The sequence below is a fragment of the Pedobacter sp. Bi126 genome (assembly GCF_918698245.1).
Taxonomy (GTDB): Bacteria; Bacteroidota; Bacteroidia; order Sphingobacteriales; family Sphingobacteriaceae; genus Pedobacter.
In genome coordinates this window covers 25,515-44,786 of record NZ_CAKKMS010000005.1, presented here as the reverse complement: position 1 = coordinate 44,786, position 19,272 = coordinate 25,515, and the positions used below count along the sequence as shown (strand labels likewise).

20 protein-coding genes are annotated in these 19,272 nt (G+C 37.8%); 14 read left to right on the top strand and 6 right to left on the bottom strand.

Annotation, left to right across the window (positions count from 1 at the left end):
* Positions 1-114: 114 nt before the first annotated feature.
* Both LQ201_RS18915 and LQ201_RS18910 read right to left on the bottom strand, forming a co-directional pair.
* Positions 115-750: a Uma2 family endonuclease gene (locus LQ201_RS18915; protein ID WP_230144855.1), complete on the bottom strand. Its 636-nt coding sequence runs from the start codon at positions 748-750 to the stop codon at positions 115-117.
* 188 nt (positions 751-938) lie between these two features.
* On the bottom strand, positions 939-2,924 hold the full coding sequence (locus LQ201_RS18910) for a heavy metal translocating P-type ATPase (RefSeq protein ID WP_371823057.1): 1,986 nt from the start codon (positions 2,922-2,924) through the stop codon (positions 939-941).
* Between the two features lie 347 nt (positions 2,925-3,271).
* Here LQ201_RS18910 and LQ201_RS18905 point away from each other — a divergent pair, with 347 nt between their 5' ends.
* The 3 genes from LQ201_RS18905 (at position 3,272) to LQ201_RS18895 (ending at position 6,991) form a co-directional block, all read left to right on the top strand.
* The gene (locus LQ201_RS18905; RefSeq protein ID WP_230144854.1) at positions 3,272-5,305 is read left to right on the top strand and encodes a M13 family metallopeptidase; all 2,034 of its coding nucleotides are present in this window, start codon (positions 3,272-3,274) and stop codon (positions 5,303-5,305) included.
* A 386-nt stretch (positions 5,306-5,691) separates the two neighbouring features.
* Positions 5,692-6,504, top strand: coding sequence for a DUF2625 domain-containing protein (locus LQ201_RS18900; RefSeq protein WP_230144853.1), 813 nt, complete (start codon positions 5,692-5,694; stop codon positions 6,502-6,504).
* A 22-nt stretch (positions 6,505-6,526) separates the two neighbouring features.
* Positions 6,527-6,991, top strand: coding sequence for a DinB family protein (locus LQ201_RS18895; protein ID WP_230144852.1), 465 nt, complete (start codon positions 6,527-6,529; stop codon positions 6,989-6,991).
* A gap of 49 nt (positions 6,992-7,040) precedes the next feature.
* Here LQ201_RS18895 and LQ201_RS18890 read toward each other — a convergent pair whose 3' ends face one another.
* Positions 7,041-7,379 carry an MmcQ/YjbR family DNA-binding protein gene (locus LQ201_RS18890; RefSeq protein WP_029279813.1) on the bottom strand — a complete coding sequence of 113 codons (339 nt, stop codon included), beginning with the start codon at positions 7,377-7,379 and terminating at the stop codon, positions 7,041-7,043.
* A 405-nt stretch (positions 7,380-7,784) separates the two neighbouring features.
* Between LQ201_RS18890 and mnmD the strand changes: the two genes are divergently transcribed.
* From mnmD to mazG, 6 genes are all read left to right on the top strand, one after another.
* On the top strand, positions 7,785-8,447 hold the full coding sequence (gene mnmD, locus LQ201_RS18885; RefSeq protein WP_230144851.1) for a tRNA (5-methylaminomethyl-2-thiouridine)(34)-methyltransferase MnmD: 663 nt from the start codon (positions 7,785-7,787) through the stop codon (positions 8,445-8,447).
* Positions 8,448-9,021: 574 nt separating this feature from the next.
* A complete protein-coding gene (locus tag LQ201_RS18880) occupies positions 9,022-9,969 on the top strand; it encodes an aldo/keto reductase (RefSeq protein WP_230144850.1) in 948 nt (315 codons plus the stop codon).
* Between the two features lie 79 nt (positions 9,970-10,048).
* The gene (locus LQ201_RS18875; RefSeq protein WP_230144849.1) at positions 10,049-11,158 is read left to right on the top strand and encodes an AI-2E family transporter; all 1,110 of its coding nucleotides are present in this window, start codon (positions 10,049-10,051) and stop codon (positions 11,156-11,158) included.
* A gap of 1 nt (position 11,159) precedes the next feature.
* Positions 11,160-11,456, top strand: a complete 297-nt coding sequence (locus LQ201_RS18870) for a hypothetical protein (protein ID WP_215130811.1) — start codon at positions 11,160-11,162, stop codon at positions 11,454-11,456.
* A gap of 16 nt (positions 11,457-11,472) precedes the next feature.
* On the top strand, positions 11,473-11,922 hold the full coding sequence (locus tag LQ201_RS18865; protein ID WP_230144848.1) for a hypothetical protein: 450 nt from the start codon (positions 11,473-11,475) through the stop codon (positions 11,920-11,922).
* Between the two features lie 19 nt (positions 11,923-11,941).
* The gene (mazG, locus tag LQ201_RS18860; RefSeq protein WP_230144847.1) at positions 11,942-12,748 is read left to right on the top strand and encodes a nucleoside triphosphate pyrophosphohydrolase; all 807 of its coding nucleotides are present in this window, start codon (positions 11,942-11,944) and stop codon (positions 12,746-12,748) included.
* 81 nt (positions 12,749-12,829) lie between these two features.
* On the opposite strand, the gene LQ201_RS18855 is transcribed toward mazG, so the two are convergent.
* Positions 12,830-13,213, bottom strand: coding sequence for a YchJ family protein (locus LQ201_RS18855; RefSeq protein WP_230144846.1), 384 nt, complete (start codon positions 13,211-13,213; stop codon positions 12,830-12,832).
* 73 nt (positions 13,214-13,286) lie between these two features.
* Between LQ201_RS18855 and LQ201_RS18850 the strand changes: the two genes are divergently transcribed.
* The 3 genes from LQ201_RS18850 to LQ201_RS18840 are packed head-to-tail and all read left to right on the top strand — an operon-like array spanning position 13,287 to position 14,983.
* On the top strand, positions 13,287-14,087 hold the full coding sequence (locus tag LQ201_RS18850; RefSeq protein WP_230144845.1) for a tRNA pseudouridine(38-40) synthase TruA: 801 nt from the start codon (positions 13,287-13,289) through the stop codon (positions 14,085-14,087).
* A 36-nt stretch (positions 14,088-14,123) separates the two neighbouring features.
* Positions 14,124-14,570, top strand: coding sequence for a hypothetical protein (locus tag LQ201_RS18845; protein ID WP_230144844.1), 447 nt, complete (start codon positions 14,124-14,126; stop codon positions 14,568-14,570).
* Between the two features lie 11 nt (positions 14,571-14,581).
* A complete protein-coding gene (locus LQ201_RS18840) occupies positions 14,582-14,983 on the top strand; it encodes a hypothetical protein (protein ID WP_230144843.1) in 402 nt (133 codons plus the stop codon).
* Between the two features lie 56 nt (positions 14,984-15,039).
* On the opposite strand, the gene LQ201_RS18835 is transcribed toward LQ201_RS18840, so the two are convergent.
* Complete coding sequence (locus LQ201_RS18835; protein ID WP_230144842.1) at positions 15,040-16,260, bottom strand: FtsX-like permease family protein; 1,221 nt, start codon at positions 16,258-16,260, stop codon at positions 15,040-15,042.
* Between the two features lie 179 nt (positions 16,261-16,439).
* Here LQ201_RS18835 and LQ201_RS18830 point away from each other — a divergent pair, with 179 nt between their 5' ends.
* Together LQ201_RS18830 and LQ201_RS18825 are read left to right on the top strand one after the other, a co-directional pair.
* The gene (locus LQ201_RS18830) at positions 16,440-17,708 is read left to right on the top strand and encodes an exo-beta-N-acetylmuramidase NamZ domain-containing protein (protein ID WP_230144841.1); all 1,269 of its coding nucleotides are present in this window, start codon (positions 16,440-16,442) and stop codon (positions 17,706-17,708) included.
* 166 nt (positions 17,709-17,874) lie between these two features.
* Positions 17,875-18,081, top strand: a complete 207-nt coding sequence (locus LQ201_RS18825) for a hypothetical protein (protein ID WP_029279784.1) — start codon at positions 17,875-17,877, stop codon at positions 18,079-18,081.
* Between the two features lie 119 nt (positions 18,082-18,200).
* Here the strand turns inward: LQ201_RS18825 and LQ201_RS18820 are convergent, their stop codons facing one another.
* A complete protein-coding gene (locus LQ201_RS18820; protein ID WP_230144840.1) occupies positions 18,201-19,244 on the bottom strand; it encodes a DNA topoisomerase IB in 1,044 nt (347 codons plus the stop codon).
* Between the last annotated feature and the right edge of the window lie 28 nt (positions 19,245-19,272).

The window sequence follows — 19,272 nt, the reverse complement described above, 5'->3', positions numbered from 1 at the left end:
AAAGCAAGTGCTGCATACCATTTAATTTTGTGCTCATAGGCGTATTAACCGCCATTATACTCTTTAATGCTGATCCAAATGGTATTATCCAAAAATCAAAAGCGAAAAAATAAGTTAATCGATATCATCAAAAACATCATCTAATTCCAATTCAAAACCTGGTAGTACCGATGAAGTGATTTTTTCGCTATGGGTAAATATTTTGGAAGGCTGAAATTTGCCCGAATCATTAAGGGTGTAAATGAGGATGCTTTGATCGCTTTGGCTAACCACCCAATATTCTTTAACACCAAATTCTTCGTAAACGCGGTATTTATTAAGCAATTCCATTTTGGTATTGCCAGGAGATAAAATTTCTATAACAAGATCGGGAGCACCAATACAACCGCGGGCATCTAGTTTGCTTTTATCACAAACAACACAAATATCGGGCTGTAATACCGTATATACATCCTTATCAGCTTTACTTTCTTTTGGAAAACGGACATCAAATGGAGCTGAATAAACTTTGCAGGGTTTACCCTTTAAAAAATTGACTATAGGATTTAATAAATTGATAGAAACTTCCTGATGTACCCTTGAAGGTGCAGGACTCATTTTAAAGATTTTACCTTTAATCAGTTCTACTCTTTCAGGAAAAAGCCAGTTTAAATAATTAGAGTAGCTATAAGTTAATGACGCATCAAGTTCATTGAATTGCCTTACGGGTTCATCATCGTTTAAAACCGGATATGGAATAGGCTTAGACATAAACGAATATACTAATTTTTATAGTATTCTGCCTTTCTATTTCTCAACATATCTTGCTTACTATCAAGAAGTTTTCAGTTGGCAATTGGCAGTTATCATTGGACTAATGAAGCGTAAATCAATATTTTAATCTAAAGTCGCTACTCCAAGTTCAGTTAACCTACTATCCAATTTAAACAATTAACCAACTAAGGAAACTTCATTTTCTGTATCCTCACCGCATTTAAAATGGCCAAAAGTGCAACGCCAACATCGGCAAAAACGGCTTCCCACATGGTGGCAATACCACCTGCACCTAAGATTAAAACCAATGCTTTTACCGCGAATGCCAATACTATATTCTGGATCACCACCTTTTTGGTTGCCTTTCCGATTTTAATAGCAGTTGCAATTTTAGAAGGCTGATCGGTTTGGATAACTACATCGGCTGTTTCAATAGCAGCATCGCTCCCCATTGCCCCCATGGCAATACCAATGTCGCTAATGGCCAATACAGGCGTATCATTTATTCCATCGCCAACAAAAGCCACTACCTTGCTTCTGTCACTTTTAATTTCTTCAAGCCTGTCTACTTTATCTTCAGGTAATAAATCACCAAAGTAAGCATCAATACCTAAACCTGTTGCTACTTTTTTAACAATTGAAGTTTTATCACCGCTCAGCATCACGACCTGTTTTATTCCATTTTCGTGGAGCTGCTTGATGGCCTCTGCGGCGTCTTCTTTTATTTCATCGGCAATTAAAACATACCCTACATATTTTTCGTCAACGGCAACAACCACAATACTTTCTTCAATAGCTGTAATCTTGACATCAAAGGCAATATTAAATTTCTCTAAAAGCTTTGTGTTCCCTGCCAAAACCGCTTTGCCATTTACAGATCCCTTTAAGCCCATTCCAGCAATTTCCTCAATATTTTCGGCTGGATGAATTTCTTTCTGGCCTGCGTATTCTACAATGGCCTTGGCAATTGGATGGGTTGATTTTGCTTCAACAGCAGTTAATAAATTCAAAAATGTTGCTTCATCGATACTACTTTCTACTTTCTGAACCTTAAAAACACCTTTTGTCAGGGTTCCAGTCTTATCCATTACAACAGTATTCAGCTTGGTAATTAAATCGAGGAAGTTAGAGCCTTTAAAAAGAATTCCATTTGCCGATGCAGCACCAATGCCTCCAAAGTATCCTAATGGAATAGAAATCACCAGTGCACAAGGGCAAGATATTACCAGGAAAACCAGTGAACGATACAACCAGGTTTGGAAATGATATTCGCTTCCTAAAACAAAGATCGGGACAGTAACCAGCGCAAGGGCTAAAAAGAAAACAATTGGTGTATATATTTTAGCAAACTTGCGGATAAAGAGCTCGGTTTTAGCTTTACGTGTAGTGGCATTCTGAACCATTTCCAAAATGCGCGACAATGTACTATCGGCAAAAGCCTTGGTTACTTTTACTTCGATTACTTTATCGAGATTAAGCATCCCCGCCAAAATCGATTCGCCCTTAATAATTGTACGCGGTTTACTTTCGCCCGTTAAAGCAGCGGTATTAAAACTGCTTTTATCGCTGACCAGTTCTCCATCCAGGGGGATTTTCTCACCAGCCTTTACTTGTATCATTTCGCCAATTTCTACCTTTTCAGGATTAACATCTTCGTATTTCTCATTACGGAATACATGTGCTACATCTGCGCGAACATCGAGCAATGCTTTAATATTCCTTTTGGCACGGTTTACTGCAGCCATTTGAAACAACTCGCCAATGGTATAAAAAAGCATTACCGTTACGCCTTCCGGATATTCGCCAATGGCAAACGCACCAATAGTAGCGATAGACATTAAAGAGAATTCGGTAAAGAAATCTTTGGCTTTAAAAGTTTCCCAAACCTCACGTAAAACCGGAATACCCACAGGTAAATAAGCTACTACATACCAATAAGGCCTGATGATCTGAAATGCAGGAACTGTAAATAGATTATCAAATGCAATTCCGATCAGCAGCATAACCAATGTTACAATGGCTGGCAGATAAGTTTGAAAGGCCGACGGATCTCCACCATGGTCGTGGTCGTGTTCGTCGCCTTCTTCGTGTGCATGATCGTGGTTATGTTTTGGAGTGGAATGTACTTTACTGCTGCAACAGCTATCTTCTTTATCGTGTGAGTGGCTCATTATATCTATTGTATGCTAAACATCATTTTTATTTATTATCGATAAAACCTCGCAGGTTTAGATAACCGTTTTCAAATTTATGGAAAATAAAATGCTTTATCCTGAATCGTTCTTGATAGCAATAATTTTTACAAGCGCACAATAAATTCTGTTAAAAAATGTTAATAGTGTATAAAAGATTTAAAATCATGAAATCTATTAAAATTTCTTTTTCAGCGTCCGAACTTATCAGGCGACTTGGTTTAGCAAAAATTTACTACTGGTTTAACAAGTAATATTCTTAATATATAACACCAGTATTAATTAGTATTTCATAAATTTCGCATAATTACTAACTTATTAAGCGAATGAAATACCAAAATTTGAAAAGATGTTTTGCGGCGCTAGGTATAGTCGCTGCAGGCTTTTCTGCAAATGCACAAACCAAAAAATTTATCGACCCTGCTAACATGGATCTTTCCGTTAAGCCAGGCGACGATTTCTACACCTACGCAAGTGGCACGTGGATAAAAAACAATCCTGTTCCTGCTAAAGAAACGCGTTGGGGTTCATTTAACGAACTTCGCGATTTCAACATCAATGCTGTTAAATCTTTAGTAGAAGATGCAGCTGCTGATAAATCTGCTCCTGCAGGTTCGGTCAAGCGTAGAGTTGGCGATTTTTATACGGCTGCCATGGATAGTGCAACCATAGAAAAACTAGGCTATATGCCAATAAAAGCCGATTTAGAGAAAATCAAACAGATTAAAACCATTCAAGGTGTGCTCGATCAGGTGGCTTACATGCGAACCAATGGTTTGGGCGGTGGAATGTTCGGCCTGGGTGTTGGTCAAGACCGCAAGAATGTAAACAAGTATATGGTGAATATTGGTCAGGGCGGCACAACACTTCCCGATCGTGATTATTATCTGAAAGATGATACCCGCAGTGTTAAAATCCGCGAGGCTTACAACACCTATATGGTTACGCTATTTACCTTAACAGGAAGTACCCCTGAAGATGCAAAACAAAAAGCAGCAACCGTTTATAAAATTGAAAAGCAATTTGCCGAAGCGCAGATGAGCCGTTTAGAAATGCGTGATCCTTACGCCACCTACAACAAACTTACTGTTGCAGAACTGAACAAAAAAACGCCAGACATTAACTGGACAACCTATTTACCTAAATTCAAAATCAAAAATCAAGATACTGTTCTGGTTTCATCGCCTAAATTTATGGCAAGCCTGAATGGGATGTTGAAATCGGTTCCGGTTACCGATTGGCAAACTTATCTGGAGTGGAACATTTTAAAAGGTTCTGCCTCTAGTTTAAGTTCTCCATTTGTTAAGGCAAGTTTCGCTTTCACACAGGCACAAACTGGCCAGAAAGTACAAACACCACGTTGGCAAAGGATGTCATCTTTAACTGATGGCACTATTGGCGAATTACTAGGCCAGCTTTATGTAGCCAAGTATTTTAAGCCAGAAGCTAAAGAACGCATGAACCAGATGATTGTGAATTTGCGGAAAGCATTCGAAATCAGAATCAATGGTTTAGAGTGGATGAGTCCTGAAACCAAACAAAAAGCTTTGGCTAAGCTCAATGCATTTACACCAAAAGTGGGTTATCCGGAAAAATGGAAAAACTACGATGGTTTAGTAATTAATAAAGATACCTACTTCCAAAACTTACGTAATGCAAGCGTTTGGGGTTACAATGAAATGGTTGGTCAGTTAGGTAAACCTGTAGATCGCAAACGTTTTGGTATGACCCCTCCAACGGTTAATGCTTACTACAGCCCCACTTTGAACGAAATTGTTTTCCCTGCGGGTATTTTACAGTTTCCTTTCTTCGATCCAAATGCCGATGATGCCGTTAACTATGGTGGTATCGGTGCGGTAATCGGTCACGAAATGAGCCACGGTTTTGATGACAGCGGAAGTCAGTACGATGCTGCTGGTAATTTAAAAAACTGGTGGACAGCTGAAGACAAAGCTAAATTTGATGCTAAAACAAAAGCTTTAGGCGAACAGTTTGATGGTTATACCGTTTTGGATACGGTTCATGTAATCGGTAAATTGACTATGGGCGAAAACATAGGCGATTTAGGGGGCTTAAACGCGGCTTATACTGCTTTTAAAATGACTAAACAAGGTCAAAGCAATGAGAAAATTGATGGTTTTACACCAGATCAGCGTTTCTTCCTTGCCTGGGCGCAGGTGTGGAGAGGTAATATTTTACCAGAAAGTGCCGCTCAGCTAATTAAAACCGACCCACATTCGCCAGGCCCGTACCGTACTATCGGTGCACCTGTAAATATGGATGCATGGTACAATGCTTTTGATGTTAAACCTGGCGATAAATTATATAAAAAGCCAGAAGACAGAATTAGAATGTGGTAGTTTTAAGGTGGAGGGCTGGAAGGTAGAAGGTGTAAGGTTTTTCCACTCAATAGTTTAAAATCAATTATTTATCATCCCTATATTACAAGCGCCCCGATTTCATTGGGGCGTTTTGTTTTATTAGCGTGGTATCAGATGTAGCCATCTGACACTGGCTGAAATTATCAATTCAATTCACCGAATTAATCAATTCTTTGTAGATATTGAATAAATTAGTTGGATGTTACCATCCGACTGCACGATTGCTCACACTCCTTGGTTTGTGTCTCCACAAACCAACAATTAAACCAAGCTCAATATTTCTTCCAATTCAAAAAATTAATCAATCTCCTTTCAACAATTCTTAATTATCATTCTATCTTTGGAAAAACATAAGCCCCTATTTCATGAGAAGCGCATTCAAAACAATTCTTATCCTAAGTTTAACTTTATTCTCTTCAATAACCTTTGCTCAAGAGAATAAGTTAATCAGTCTCGAAGCACTGGTAAATAAAACCGATCCGGCCTGGCCGTTGGTAAAAAAGTGGATCGATTCTGCCAAAAATAAGGTGGAGATTTTGCCAGTTGATTCTGCAAAAGCAAAAGAAGTTTTATATCACTCGCAAATGACTACCTATGCTACACTTGGTTCGGTAATTTACAATACCGGAGGCATTATGGTTGATAATGGCTGGATTAGAATTTTAGGTTCGGGCAGCGAAAGATTAAGCCGAAATATTGCCGAATGGAACAAAGGAAAAACCATAAAAGAATATGGCGATAACATTCCCTACCTATTAATTGCTGATGACGCTGTAGGTGGTTTCTTTGCCATTAATTATGGTGGCTTGGGTAAAGACATTAAAAACGTGTATTACCTAGAACCAAATACCTTAACCTGGCAACCACTTGGTGCGGGATATGGAGAATTTCTTGTTTTCTGTTTTGATAGTGATCTTTCTAAATTTTACAAAGGTTTGCGATGGAGCAATTGGAGCCAGTTTATTGCGAATTTAGATGGCACCAAGACTTATAGTTTCCGTCCATATTTATGGCAAGAAGGAACAGATATTGAAAAGTGTACCAGAAAACTGGTAGGCATTGAAGACATGTACCGTTTTAATATCATGAAGTCGAAAGAACTGAATGCAGATAAAGGCATAAAAAAAGATGATACACAAAAGAAAGAAACCAAAGAAGAAACCAAAAACGAGCAGTAAGTTACTGTCTATAAAATAATTAATGCCTAATACACTTGCCACCATCACCCAGATTAAAAATACCAGGGCTTTCATATTGGAACTGGTAAAAGATTTGAGCACTGAACAGTTAAATAAAATCCCTACAGGTTTTAACAATAATATTATCTGGAATATTGCGCATTTAACTGCAACGCAACAAAACATGTGTTATATAAGATCTGGACTTGAGATAACTGTTGAGGAAAAATATTTCAGCCCTTTTTTAAGCGGAACAAAGCCTGAAAAGTTTATTGGACAGGAAGAGATCAATTCTATTTTCGACGCACTCTTAAACAGTATGGATCGTTTAGCATCTGATTATTCGAGTGATATTTTTCTAAAATTCGACCCTTGGGATAAACGTTATGGCATGAAATTAAACTCAATAGAAGATGCAATAAACTTTATCCCTTTCCACGAGGGTATGCACATCGGCTACATCATGGCCTTAAAGAAACTTGTATAAAAATCTTACATTGAAGATATCCGCTGCTTTAATGCTTCTATGGCAGAACTTAAGCGTACTTTGCCTGTGTTTTTTTAGGTAATTTAGCTAAAACCATCGCCCTCGAATCGGCCACCCTTTTTTTCAGTTCTGTTTCGTTAAACACCTCCAGATTATCAACACGGATCCATTGTCGTTTAGCCATATGGTGTGCCTGTTGTATGCCATCTCTGGCCGTTAATGCATCAAACTCTTCGGGATCACACTTTATAGAGAAACTGTTATCTTCATCAATAGCGATAATGAAATACATTTTTTCTTCAATCATGAAGCACAAATGGCCCCATTTCATTCCCTCGGTTGTACCAGGTAAATTCAAACAATATTCTCTGAAAGATTCAATATCCATTTTTAGGGTTTAGGGTTTAGGGTTTAGGGTTTAGGGTAAGACCAAAGCTAAGAACAAAAGGTTAAAGCTGAAAGGACAAAGAGAAAATTCAGAAGTCGGGGTACGAAGACTAAAACTAAAAAACTAAGGACTAAAGCGGTTTAACTTCACCTCCTATCTCTGGCTAATTTATCCCTAAATCCAGAAATCGTTTAAATGCTGCGTTCATGTCTACACCATGATCCTGAAATCCAAAAATCATATTAATCCTATATCTATATTTGCACTACGATCTTGAAATCCAAGAATCATATTAATCCTGTATCTATATTTACATCATGATCTTGAAATCCAAAAATCACATTAATCCTATATCTATATTTGCATCATAATCTTTAAATCCAACAATCCTTAAAATCCTAGCTCATGAACATTATAACGCCTACTGCTGATGGTTCGAATACACTTTACAATGAAACTATAGGCGAACATTACCACAGTAAACATGGCGCATTACAGGAAAGCAGACACGTATTTATTGATGCAGGATTAAAATTCGCTTCAACTAATTTAACTGAACTTTCCATTTTGGAAGTTGGTTTCGGCACGGGACTGAACTTTATTTTAAGTTTCGAATATTGTGCTGCAAATAACATTAAACTTAACTATACCAGTATCGAAGCCTTTCCGCTCACTACAGCAGTAATTGAGCAAACAGGTTACGCTGCATATGTTCCCGAAATAATATGGGCCGATTTTATTTCAAATTACCCTGAAGCGTTAAAAACACCTCAAAAATTAACTTCGCTTTGCACCTTGGAAATTCCGCATACTACCTTGGCCGAATACCAAAGCGACCAAAAATTTGATGTGATTTATTACGATGCCTTTTCTGTGCAGCACCAGCCCGAAATGTGGAGTGATGAAATTATTGGACATGCCTGCAGTTTCTTAAAATTAGGCGGAACTTTTGTTACCTACGCCATTACCGGAAAGCTGAAAAGAGCCGTTAAAGCCTGCGGATTTACCATCGAAAAATTACCTGGTGCTCCAGGGAAAAGGGAAATGCTTAGGGCCATCAAAGGTTGAAGGTTAAAAGGTTGAGGGCATAAGGTTCGGCACGCCCTTGTCCAGCCTCGCATCCGATAGCCGTCGGATAATGATTTGTTGTTTAAAAAGCTAAAACATACCCTAACTTAAGGTTCTTTTTGTGGAAAGCTTAATAGAAGCTATTGGCTCTCTGCAGTCCCGCTCCCGCTTCTGCCGATGAAATATCGGCATCTCGCTTCGATCGGGTTTAGGTGGCTAAAACAGTGCTACTATCTGTGGTAAAATAAACCCGACCGACAGCGTTATCCCGATTTAAGTATTATTTTATTTATTGGTTTATCTATCGGGATTAAGCAAAGGGCGGGACGGGTTTAACCGAAGCACTACAGCCTTTGCTTTTCTAAAAAAAGAGCGCATTTTAATCTATGGAGAAAAATTGCTTTGGCTCGCGCTTATCCTGCCTCGGCAATGAACTGACTAAAATAAACCGACCGAAAGAAATAACTTTAAAATTGGTGGTTGACTGCTTTCCAAAAAACTACTGACATAATTCAGACTTCTGCACCAAACCTCAGTCCATATAATTTGTTAGCATAATATTAACATTCATATCATGGAAAAAAGAATCTTAGGAAAAACCGATTTAAATATTGCACCCATTATATTTGGAGGAAACGTATTTGGCTGGACAATCGATGAGCAAAAATCGTTTGAAATATTAAACCAGTTTGTAGAAAATGGATTTAACTTTATCGATACTGCCGATGTATATTCGCGTTGGGCACCCGGAAATAAAGGTGGAGAATCAGAAACAATCATCGGCAATTGGCTTAAACAACACAACAAACGCCACGACGTAATTATTGCAACAAAGGTAGGTTCTGATATGGGCCAGGGTAAATCGTTAAAGAGAGATTATATTATAAACGAAGTAGAACATTCTTTAGCGCGACTTCAGACAGATTATATCGACCTCTATTTCTCTCATTACGATGATGAAAATACCCCAGTCGAAGAAACCTTAAGTGCTTACGAAACTTTAATTAAAGCAGGCAAAGTACGGTGGATCGGCGCATCAAACTTTTCTGCTGAGCGGTTAAAAGAATCTTTGATTTATGCTACTGAACACGGTCTGCCTCGTTACGAAGTTTACCAACCAGGATACAACCTCTATGATAGAGAAAACTTTGAACAGGAGCACGAAAAAATCTGTCTGGATTATGGCTTGGGCGTAGTAACCTATTATTCATTGGCCAGCGGATTTTTAACAGGAAAATACCGCAGCGAAGATGATTTAAATAAAAGCCAGCGTGGCGGCGGCGTTAAAAAATTTCTGAATGAACGTGGCTTTAAAATTTTAGCGGCATTGGATGAGGTTGCTGAAAAACACCATGTTGAGCCGGCTTCGGTAGCCCTAGCCTGGTTAATTTATCATCCCTCAATTACAGCGCCGATTGCAAGCGTTACGGATTTAAGCCAGTTGAAGTCTTTTACGGATGCAGCGAATTTGAAATTATCGCCAGAAGATATTTCACTTTTAGACAAAGCGAGTATCTATTAAAAATAATCTCTTATATTTAAATGCCCGATTGGTGAAACAATTAATCGGGCATTTTGTATTAAACAGGATTTAAAATTATATGAAAGACAAATTATCGTTCCTCCCCAAGCTTGCCTTGGTTCTTTTCTGTTTAATAAGCTTAACCTATATCGCCATTTTAGGGCAATCGTTGTTGGCACCGCTGCTTTTCTCTTTTTTAATGGCAATTTTATTGTTGCCCGTGGGCAATTTTTTAGAGCAGAAATTTAAGTTTAAACGAAGTTTATCCACGCTTGTTTCAGTAGTGCTAATGATCGCTGTAATTGGTGGAATTATATATTTTTTCGGCAATCAGTTGAGCGATTTATGGGCCGATTGGCCATTGTTAAAAGAGAAAGCCAATGTTTCGTACCACGAACTGCAGAAATGGATTTCGCATACCTTTGGTGTAAATTCTCAGAAACAACTCGATTATTTAAATGATAGTACCGAAAAAGCTTTGGCTACCAGTGCTGCAATTGTTGCTACAACCTTGGCCACACTATCTTCTACCCTATTATTTTTGGGTTTCACACTTTTGTTCACCTTCTTCATTTTAAATTACCGCCGTGTTTTATTCACTTTCTTAACGGCTGTTTTTAAAGAAGAACACAAAGAAAAAGTTTCTGAAATTGTTAGTCAGATTCAATATATCATTAAAAAATACATCATCGGTTTATTTCTGCAGATGCTTATTGTTACGGTATTAATGATTACCGTACTGAGCTTATTAGGTGTTAAATATGCGGTTCTGTTAGGCCTGGTGGCCGGTATTTTTAACGTGGTTCCTTATTTGGGGATATTTTTTGCGCTGTTAATAAGCTGCCTGATTACTTTTGCAACAGCAGGGGCAGGTAAAGTACTTCTGGTTTTGATTGTTTTTGTTGGCGTACATGCGATAGATGGAAATGTGCTAATGCCGCTGGTAGTGGGTTCGAAAGTAAAAATTAATGCACTCTTTGCCTTTATTGGTATTGTAGTTGGCGAAATGATCTGGGGGATATCGGGCATGTTTTTATGTATCCCTTATCTGGCCATATTAAAAATAATCTTCGATAGAGTGGATAATTTAAAACCTTGGGGCATTTTAATGGGAGAAGAGCATAAGCCCGACAAAAAGAAACGCGTTTACCGCATTACGAAAAAAATTAAATTAGAAGAAAAGGATTAGTATGGCCGAAAATAGATCGCCTCATATTTTAAGCACTTCTGCCAATCTGTTGGGCATCTGCTTTATTGTGCTTACTTCTTTAAAAAAACTCGCACTTACCGATGGTTCCATAATTGATGAATTTGCCGTAGCTGCCGTAATGTTTTTTATGACCAGCTGTATCTTATCTTTTATCTCTATGAGAAGAGAAAGAAACACAAGTCAAAAGTTAGAAAAAGTTGCCGATTTTGTCTTTCTATCAGGCTTGGTTATCTTATTCATAGCAACGATTTTAATAGCCTTTAATTTGATCAAGTAAGTAAAAATTATAATAAATGAAACCTTTATTTGTATTACTTATCGTTTATATCGCCCTATTAGCTTTTGGCGGCCATACCACATTTGATAAAGGAAATATTTTTGCAGGCAATATCGCCATGGGCGTGATGTTACTTTTTACAGCTATAGGGCATTTCAAGTTTAAAACCAGCATGGCTGCTATGGTTCCCCTGTTTATTCCTAAAAAAGTAGAAATTGTGCTTTTAACAGGTGTCTTGGAAATCTTATTTGCCATTGGCCTGGCTATTGAAAGCACCAGGTATTTTACCGGGATAGCCCTGATTATTTTTTACATTGCTATTTTACCTGCCAATATTTACGCTGCCAAACACCGCATCAATTATGAAGATTTGCATAAGCCAGGGCCGGGACCAAAATATTTATGGTTCAGAATACCCTTTCAGCTTTTCTTAATCGCTTGGGTTTGGTACTTTAGCGTTCGATAAATATAGCTCAACCATAAATATGCCTAACAATCCAATTCCTGCCAGTGCCAATAATCCAGCTGATGCCTTTACACGATTACTCACCGTTTTAGATACATTGCGTACACAATGTCCCTGGGATAAAAAACAGACCATGGAAACATTGCGCCACTTAACGATAGAGGAAACTTACGAATTGAGCGACGCCATTTTAGAGGGCGACTTAAACGAAATTAAAAAGGAACTTGGCGATGTGATGATGCATTTGGTTTTTTATTCTAGAATTGCTTCCGAAACCAATGATTTTAATATTACAGATGTTTTAAACGGGGTTTGCGATAAACTGGTAAACCGACATCCACATATTTATGGCGATGTTGAGGTGCAGAACGAAGAAGATGTAAAACGCAACTGGGAGCAGATTAAACTCAAAGAAGGCAACAAATCGGTTCTGGCCGGTGTTCCATCTTCGTTACCAGCTTTGGTTAAGGCTGCCCGCATTCAGGAAAAGGCCCGCGGCGTAGGCTTCGATTGGGAAGATAAAAATCAGGTTTGGGAAAAAGTAGAAGAAGAATTACAGGAGTTTAAAACTGAATTTAACGTTGCCGATAATACGGCCATCGATATCGAAAAAGCAGAATCAGAATTTGGCGATGTACTTTTCTCTTTGATCAATTATGCACGTTTCATTAACATCAATCCTGAAAATGCATTGGAGAAAACCAATAAAAAATTTATCAAACGTTTTCAGTATCTCGAAACCAAAGCAAAAGAAAATGGAAAAGCCCTGGCTGATATGACACTAGCAGAGATGGATGTATATTGGAATGAGGCAAAGAAAATATAGCCATAAGGAGTAAAATCGCAAATTTTATATTAATTCTGCGAATGGAATCGCAAATTTTGTATGAATTTTGCGATTTCGTTCTTATTCATAAAATTCTCCATCCACATAATACCATTTCCCATCTTCTAACCTGAAATTCGATTTTTCATGCAATACTTCTGTTTGGAACTTTTTATTCAGATAATAGGCCTTAAACTCAACGACATCAAAATCAGAAAAAATAATTTCGAGTTTTAGCCATTTGGTGTTTTTTGCACTGCTTAGATAAGCATTTTTCGAATGCCCTTTTCTTTTACTGCTATGCATGGTGTCATAAAGATAAGCAGCATCAGCTACTACAAAAGCCGAATATCTGGAACGCATTAAGGCCTCTGCAGTTGATGCTACCTTCACTTTTAAATGATAAGGCTGGCAACAATGGCTAAACGCAGCTCCACTCCCGCAAGGACAGTTTATTAAATCCATAATTAAATTTACCACACAAAAGTATGATTTAATATTCCTGCTGCTAAAATTTCCGTAAAATTGCAGCTGAAAAATGAGGTATTTCTTTCACATTGCCTATCAAGGCCAGTACTTTAGTGGATGGCAAAAACAGCCTGGGGTAAAAAGCGTTCAGGAAGTTATTGAACAAACCCTATCGAAGATTCTAAAATCGCCGATTGCGATTAACGGCTGTGGGCGAACAGATGCGCATGTACATGCCAGTCAGTTTTTTTTTCATACCGATATTGAAAAAGAGATTGATTTCGATCTGCTTTACATCCTGAATAAAGCCTTACCTTATAATATCGCAGTATTCGACATTATTAAAATGGAGGGGAAACCGCATGCCCGGTTTGATGCTGTACAACGGAAATATGATTATTTTATCCATACCTATAAAGATCCTTTTTTAAGCACCCAAAGTTCCTTTTATCAATTAAACAATTTAGATTTTGATAAAATGAAAGCCGTTGTAAAACTACTACCCCAATACAAAGATTATAGGGCTTTTTGTACGCATCCTGATAAATATGAGCATACCATCTGCAATGTAATGGAAACCGATTTATTTGTAAATCCAAAAGGCGACAGGCTGAGGTTTCATATTGCCAGCAATCGCTTTTTGGGCAAAATGATCCGCATTATTATGGGTAAAATGCTCATGGTTGGCAAAGGAGAACTTAGCTTTGATGAATTTGAAAGCGGACTGATTACTCTGCAATCCCCAAAACTATCATTACCCGCTCACCCAACAGGCTTATACCTTTCGAAAGTCACTTATCCATATTTAAACCTCGAACCAAGGACTGAATTTATCCATAATACACAAGGTATAGACTGGATTTCAATTTAAGTGTAGCGTTTTCATTTTGAACTCCGTTTAAGGGGTATGAAAGTTCAAATCTGTATTTTCCTTTTTGCCCTGATCCTATCATTAGGCTGTAAAAAATCTACAACCGTGGATGTTTTATTGGATGGCAACTATACAGGTGTGTTGGTAATTACCAATAGTGCTAGGTCTGTGCCGATAACCAGACCAATTTCAATCTCGTTACAGGATGGAAAATTCATCATTACTCCAAGTACTGATGCTAACCTAAAACCATCGGGAGGTAAGGGAACCTATAATTTTAAGAACGGGATCGGATATTTTACCGATGAGGTCGTTTGGACAGCAGATTTTGATTGGAATATGATTTTAAACGGTGAATACGATATTAGAAGCAGCGGAGTAGATTTAACCCTTAGAAAAAGGTTTAAGCCTCAAACAGATCTTTCGCCGGCTACCTCTTATGCTACCGTAGATTATGAATACATTTTAAAAAGAAGCAATTAATCCTCATCTAAATGAAAAATTTAACATTCTTCTTTATTGTCTTATCTATTTTTGTTTTTGGATGTGAGAAAAAATCTGAAACAAAAACGACGAATTACGAATTTGAAATCAATACGTCAAAATCAATCGGTGCATCTACATTAGTATTAAAATCGATTAGCGATAGCCGTTGCCCAATAAATGCTGATTGTATTGGCGCTGGTGGTGCAAAAGCTTTTTTCAAATTAACATCTAATAACATTGATCAGGAAATTATCTTATGCAAAGGAGATTGTGGCACCTTAGCCGGTGTAGCAAACCTTAAAATTAACGGCATAGATTATTCACTCAAATTAATTGACATCACACCATACCCTCAGCTTCAGAAAAGTGATAACACACAAACTGTAAAAGTTGAGTTGACAAGAGCTTAAGTTTAGGTTTGCTTGGGCATCGGAAAATGATCTGTCCGGTGACCCAAGTTTTTTCCTTACTTAAATCTAATGGCTTTAAGCGGAGAAACCTTGCTGATCAATAGCGAAGGGATAATCAAGACCGTTAAACATACCACTACCGTAACGATATTAAGGAGCAGCACATCAATAAAATGAAATTCTATTGGTGCATAAGCTAAAAAGTAAGAGGCCTGGTTAAGCTTGAAAATGTGAGTTGCCTGCTGTAAAAAACCAAGTCCTAAGCCCAGAATATTCCCCAGTAATAAGCCAATACCAATTAAATAAGCCGCATTGTAAAGGAAAATTTTCATAATGCTCCAGTTGCTGGCTCCGAACGATTTTAGCATCCCGATCATATTTGTCTTCTCCAAAATCATAATTAACAGTGCCGTAACCATGTTAATTACACCTACAATTAACATCAGGATTAACAGCACATTGGTGTTCACATCAAGAAGACCTAACCAGGTAAATATATTAGGAAAATTTTCTTCGATAGAATACGAGCGCAAATTGCGTGGAAGCTTTTCATAAATATTATTGGCAATAGGCTTAAGTCTGTTAAAATCATTGATCCTAATTTCTATACCACCAATTTCGTTGGCCTCCCAGTTATTCAGGCGTTTAATGATATTCAGGTTGCCCAGCACAAAACCCTTATCTATATCTTCTACACCAATATCGTAAATGCCTACTATTTTAAATTTACGCGGTCGCAACTGGTTTTGAACAAAATACATGATAAAATCATCACCGGTTTTGAGTTTTAAACGATTAGCTGTATAATTCGAGATGAGCAGTTCTTGCATGGCAGCCGTACTGTCAGAAAAATCGATAATGGTTCCGCTGATAATATGCTGTTTAATGTAATCCCACTTATAGTTTTTGTCTATCCCTTTAAAATTAATGCCTTCAATTTCATTATTGGCCGAAAGGATAGCGGGTTTTGTAGCAAAAGGATAATAATATTCAATATCTGGATTGCTTTTGAGCATTTTTTTTGTTTCTCCATCTAGTACGAAGGGAGAATGCTCAAAAGAATTATTCAGATCGTAACGGGTAATCTGCACATCGCCCAAATAGCCCCTTACTTTATCCTGAATTTCAGTTTTAAAGCCTTTAATAATGGCTATAGAGAGAATCATAACAGCCAAACTCAACATCACGCCTGCTATTGCAATACGGACGATAAGTTTTGAAAAAGTACGCTCAGATTTAATGGCTATCCGCCCAGCTATGAAATATTCGAAATTCAATTTAATCAATTTGTATTAACAAAAATGCTCAATTCCTTTTTAAAAATGGCATTTTCGAAAATAAATAACCAACTTTAAACATCAATTTTTAAGTTGTAACAAGAAAATACCAATAGCATAATTGAAATATATTGTAAATTGTTTTGTTATAATACCGGAAGATTAGAATAATACTCAAAATGAAAAATTACATCAGCTTTGCTTTAACCAGTTTAATTGCATTATCGGCCTGCGGACAACCCAAACCACTTGAACAGGAAGTTCTTGGAAAGAAAAGCCCTGAAAACAGAAAACTGATGATCAGGAATGTTAAACTGCCATCGACAATTAAAACCGGTGCGGAACAGACCGAAAAATACCTCCCGCTTTTAAAAGGAAAACGTGTGGGTATGGTGGTTAACCCCACATCGATTATCGGTACACAGACTTCGGTTGATAGCCTGCTGAAACGAGGTGTTAAAATTCAGAAGATATTTGGTCCTGAGCACGGTTTTAGAGGCAATGCCAGCGCTGGTGTTACAGTTAATGATGATGTTGATACCAAAACAGGTATAAAAGCCATCTCGCTTTATGGCAAACACAGTACACCAACGGCTGAAGATTTAGCAGATATCGACATTATGGTGTTTGACATCCAAGATGTTGGTGTTCGTTTTTATACTTATATCAATACCTTACAGCACGTTATGGAAGCTTGTGCAGCAAACAATAAAACGTTGTTGATTTTAGATCGCCCCAATCCAAATGGTTATTTAATTGATGGGCCGATTTTAGACCCGAAATTTAAATCAGGCATTGGCGTGCAACCTATCCCTATTGCACATGGCTTGACGGTTGGCGAATATGCACAGATGTTAAATGGCGAAGGCTGGTTGAAAGATAAGGTGAAATGCAAGATTACGATTATCAAAAATGCCAATTACCATCATGATATGGAGTATATTTTACCAGTTAAACCCTCTCCTAACCTGAATACGCAGCAATCTATTTTACTTTACCCATCTACCTGCTTATTTGAGGGCACCTATCTAAACCACGGCCGCGGAACAATGTTTCCTTTTACTGTTGTTGGGGCACCCTACCTTAAAGGGAAATTCGATTTCAGTTTTACGCCGAAAAGTATAAAAGGAATGTCTGAAACACCATTGTTTCAGGATCAGGTTTGTTATGGCTTAGATTTAAGAACCTATGATACTTCGAAACTGGTAAAATCGAAACAGGTAAACATTAGCTGGTTAATTGAACTGTACAAGGCATCGCCAAGAAAAGAAGATTTCTTTAACACCAAGCTGAGTAAAGAAATGGGTACTATCGAAAGGTTAGTTGGTGTGGCAGATTTCAGACAACAGGTAATCGACGGAAAAAGTGAAGCAGAAATTAGGGCGAGCTGGGAACCAGGACTAAGTGCGTACAAAACCATGCGGAAGAAATATTTGCTATACAATTGATTATTGAATGATGGAATGATGGATTGAATGACTGAATGATTGGATTGCCCCTTGCAATTATTTTCAAACTTAACAGATAGCGATTTGTTATTATTAGATAATTGATAGGCAATGTGCTATTCAAAATTCATTCATCCAAACATTCACTAATTCAATCATTTTAGCTATGAGCGGTCCAAAAATTAAAAGTGATAAACCAGGAAGCAATTACCAGGAAGAAGTGCCCAAAGGCAGGGAGCCTGTTGACCATAAAACGGTGAGGCATAAAAACGACAGCACACCTAATAAAGCACCAAAAACGAATAACCCTGCTAAACAGCGCGAGCTTGAAGAGCAACCCGTTCATCCGATAAAAAAGGCCCCTAAAGAATAACTTTCAAAGGGCTATTGTAACTGGAGTATAGCTTAATACGGTCGTTTAAAACAGATTTTTCGAGCGGACCCGATAGCTATCGGGTCCGCTCGAAACGACGATTTTTTATATCAATTTGTCTATTTACTACTTGCTCTTAAAAACGACAATAAAACTTTCTCATCGTGTGCTAAACCTAATTTACCGGTTGTTTTGTTATTATTCATTTTTTTCATGTATTTACCAAGCTCATTGTTTTCGTAAGCGGTGAGCAATAACGGATATACATAAGAACTCTTGCAAACAGCCCTGGTATTGCCTAATTTTTTCGCTACACAATCTAAAACCGTTACAATTGTTTTTTTGGAGTTTAAGTTAAAACCCTCATCAGCGCTGCACTTCGAAAATTGGCGCAACGCTTCTAAAGTACCGCCCCAGGTTCTAAAATCCTTTGCCGTAAAATCATCGCCTGTAATTTCTTTAATGTAAGCGTTTATTTTGCCAGAATCGATACTTTTATGTTCTTTCCCGTTCGAATAAAACTGAAATAATTCCTGTCCGGGAATGTCCCTGCATTTCTTAACTAGTTTTGCCAGCGACCGATCATTTAACTCTACTTTTTGCCGAACACCTTTTTTCCCAACAAAATCCATGGTAATTTTACTTCCTTCGATCTTAACATGCTTATCGCGAAGGGTAGTTAAGCCAAAAGAGCCGTAAAGCTGTTTATAACTTTCGTTACCCACACGGATTAGTGTTTTTTGCAGTACATCTACAGAAATGGCCAATACTTTGCGTTCATCGAAATCTTTTCTGCGGAGGTCTTTTTCCAGGTTTTTCCGTGCATTGGGCAATGCTTTTCCAAACTCCAATAAACGGAAATATTTAGCCTCCGATCGGCGGCTGGTCCACTTTGCGTGGTATTTATATTGTTTCCTGCCTGCAGCATCAATACCCGTAACCTGTAAATATGCATTTGGCTTACTGGCAATCCACACATTTTGCCATGCGGGTGGGATAACTAAGGCCTTTATCCGCTCGAGATGTTTCTCTTCGGTAATTTTGTTGCCCTCTTTATCTTCATAATAAAATTTACCAGGTTTTCCTTTACGGTAAATGCCAGGCATGGTATCAGTTACGTACACCAATCCACTTGCCTGAACAACATCTTTGCCTTGTACCATTTTTTGCCTTAAGTATGGGTTTATTTTT

Excerpts from the sequence above, each read along its gene's own strand:
- LQ201_RS18915 (WP_230144855.1), bottom strand. The coding sequence starts at position 750 with ATGTCTAAGCCTATTCCATATCCGGTTTTAAACGATGATGAACCCGTA.
- LQ201_RS18910 (WP_371823057.1), bottom strand. The coding sequence starts at position 2,924 with ATGAGCCACTCACACGATAAAGAAGATAGCTGTTGCAGCAGTAAAGTA.
- LQ201_RS18905 (WP_230144854.1), top strand. The coding sequence starts at position 3,272 with ATGAAATACCAAAATTTGAAAAGATGTTTTGCGGCGCTAGGTATAGTC.
- LQ201_RS18900 (WP_230144853.1), top strand. The coding sequence starts at position 5,692 with ATGAGAAGCGCATTCAAAACAATTCTTATCCTAAGTTTAACTTTATTC.
- LQ201_RS18895 (WP_230144852.1), top strand. The coding sequence starts at position 6,527 with ATGCCTAATACACTTGCCACCATCACCCAGATTAAAAATACCAGGGCT.
- LQ201_RS18890 (WP_029279813.1), bottom strand. The coding sequence starts at position 7,379 with ATGGATATTGAATCTTTCAGAGAATATTGTTTGAATTTACCTGGTACA.
- mnmD (WP_230144851.1), top strand. The coding sequence starts at position 7,785 with ATGAACATTATAACGCCTACTGCTGATGGTTCGAATACACTTTACAAT.
- LQ201_RS18880 (WP_230144850.1), top strand. The coding sequence starts at position 9,022 with ATGGAAAAAAGAATCTTAGGAAAAACCGATTTAAATATTGCACCCATT.
- LQ201_RS18875 (WP_230144849.1), top strand. The coding sequence starts at position 10,049 with ATGAAAGACAAATTATCGTTCCTCCCCAAGCTTGCCTTGGTTCTTTTC.
- LQ201_RS18870 (WP_215130811.1), top strand. The coding sequence starts at position 11,160 with ATGGCCGAAAATAGATCGCCTCATATTTTAAGCACTTCTGCCAATCTG.
- LQ201_RS18865 (WP_230144848.1), top strand. The coding sequence starts at position 11,473 with ATGAAACCTTTATTTGTATTACTTATCGTTTATATCGCCCTATTAGCT.
- mazG (WP_230144847.1), top strand. The coding sequence starts at position 11,942 with ATGCCTAACAATCCAATTCCTGCCAGTGCCAATAATCCAGCTGATGCC.
- LQ201_RS18855 (WP_230144846.1), bottom strand. The coding sequence starts at position 13,213 with ATGGATTTAATAAACTGTCCTTGCGGGAGTGGAGCTGCGTTTAGCCAT.
- LQ201_RS18850 (WP_230144845.1), top strand. The coding sequence starts at position 13,287 with ATGAGGTATTTCTTTCACATTGCCTATCAAGGCCAGTACTTTAGTGGA.
- LQ201_RS18845 (WP_230144844.1), top strand. The coding sequence starts at position 14,124 with ATGAAAGTTCAAATCTGTATTTTCCTTTTTGCCCTGATCCTATCATTA.
- LQ201_RS18840 (WP_230144843.1), top strand. The coding sequence starts at position 14,582 with ATGAAAAATTTAACATTCTTCTTTATTGTCTTATCTATTTTTGTTTTT.
- LQ201_RS18830 (WP_230144841.1), top strand. The coding sequence starts at position 16,440 with ATGAAAAATTACATCAGCTTTGCTTTAACCAGTTTAATTGCATTATCG.
- LQ201_RS18825 (WP_029279784.1), top strand. The coding sequence starts at position 17,875 with ATGAGCGGTCCAAAAATTAAAAGTGATAAACCAGGAAGCAATTACCAG.
- LQ201_RS18820 (WP_230144840.1), bottom strand. The coding sequence starts at position 19,244 with ATGGTACAAGGCAAAGATGTTGTTCAGGCAAGTGGATTGGTGTACGTA.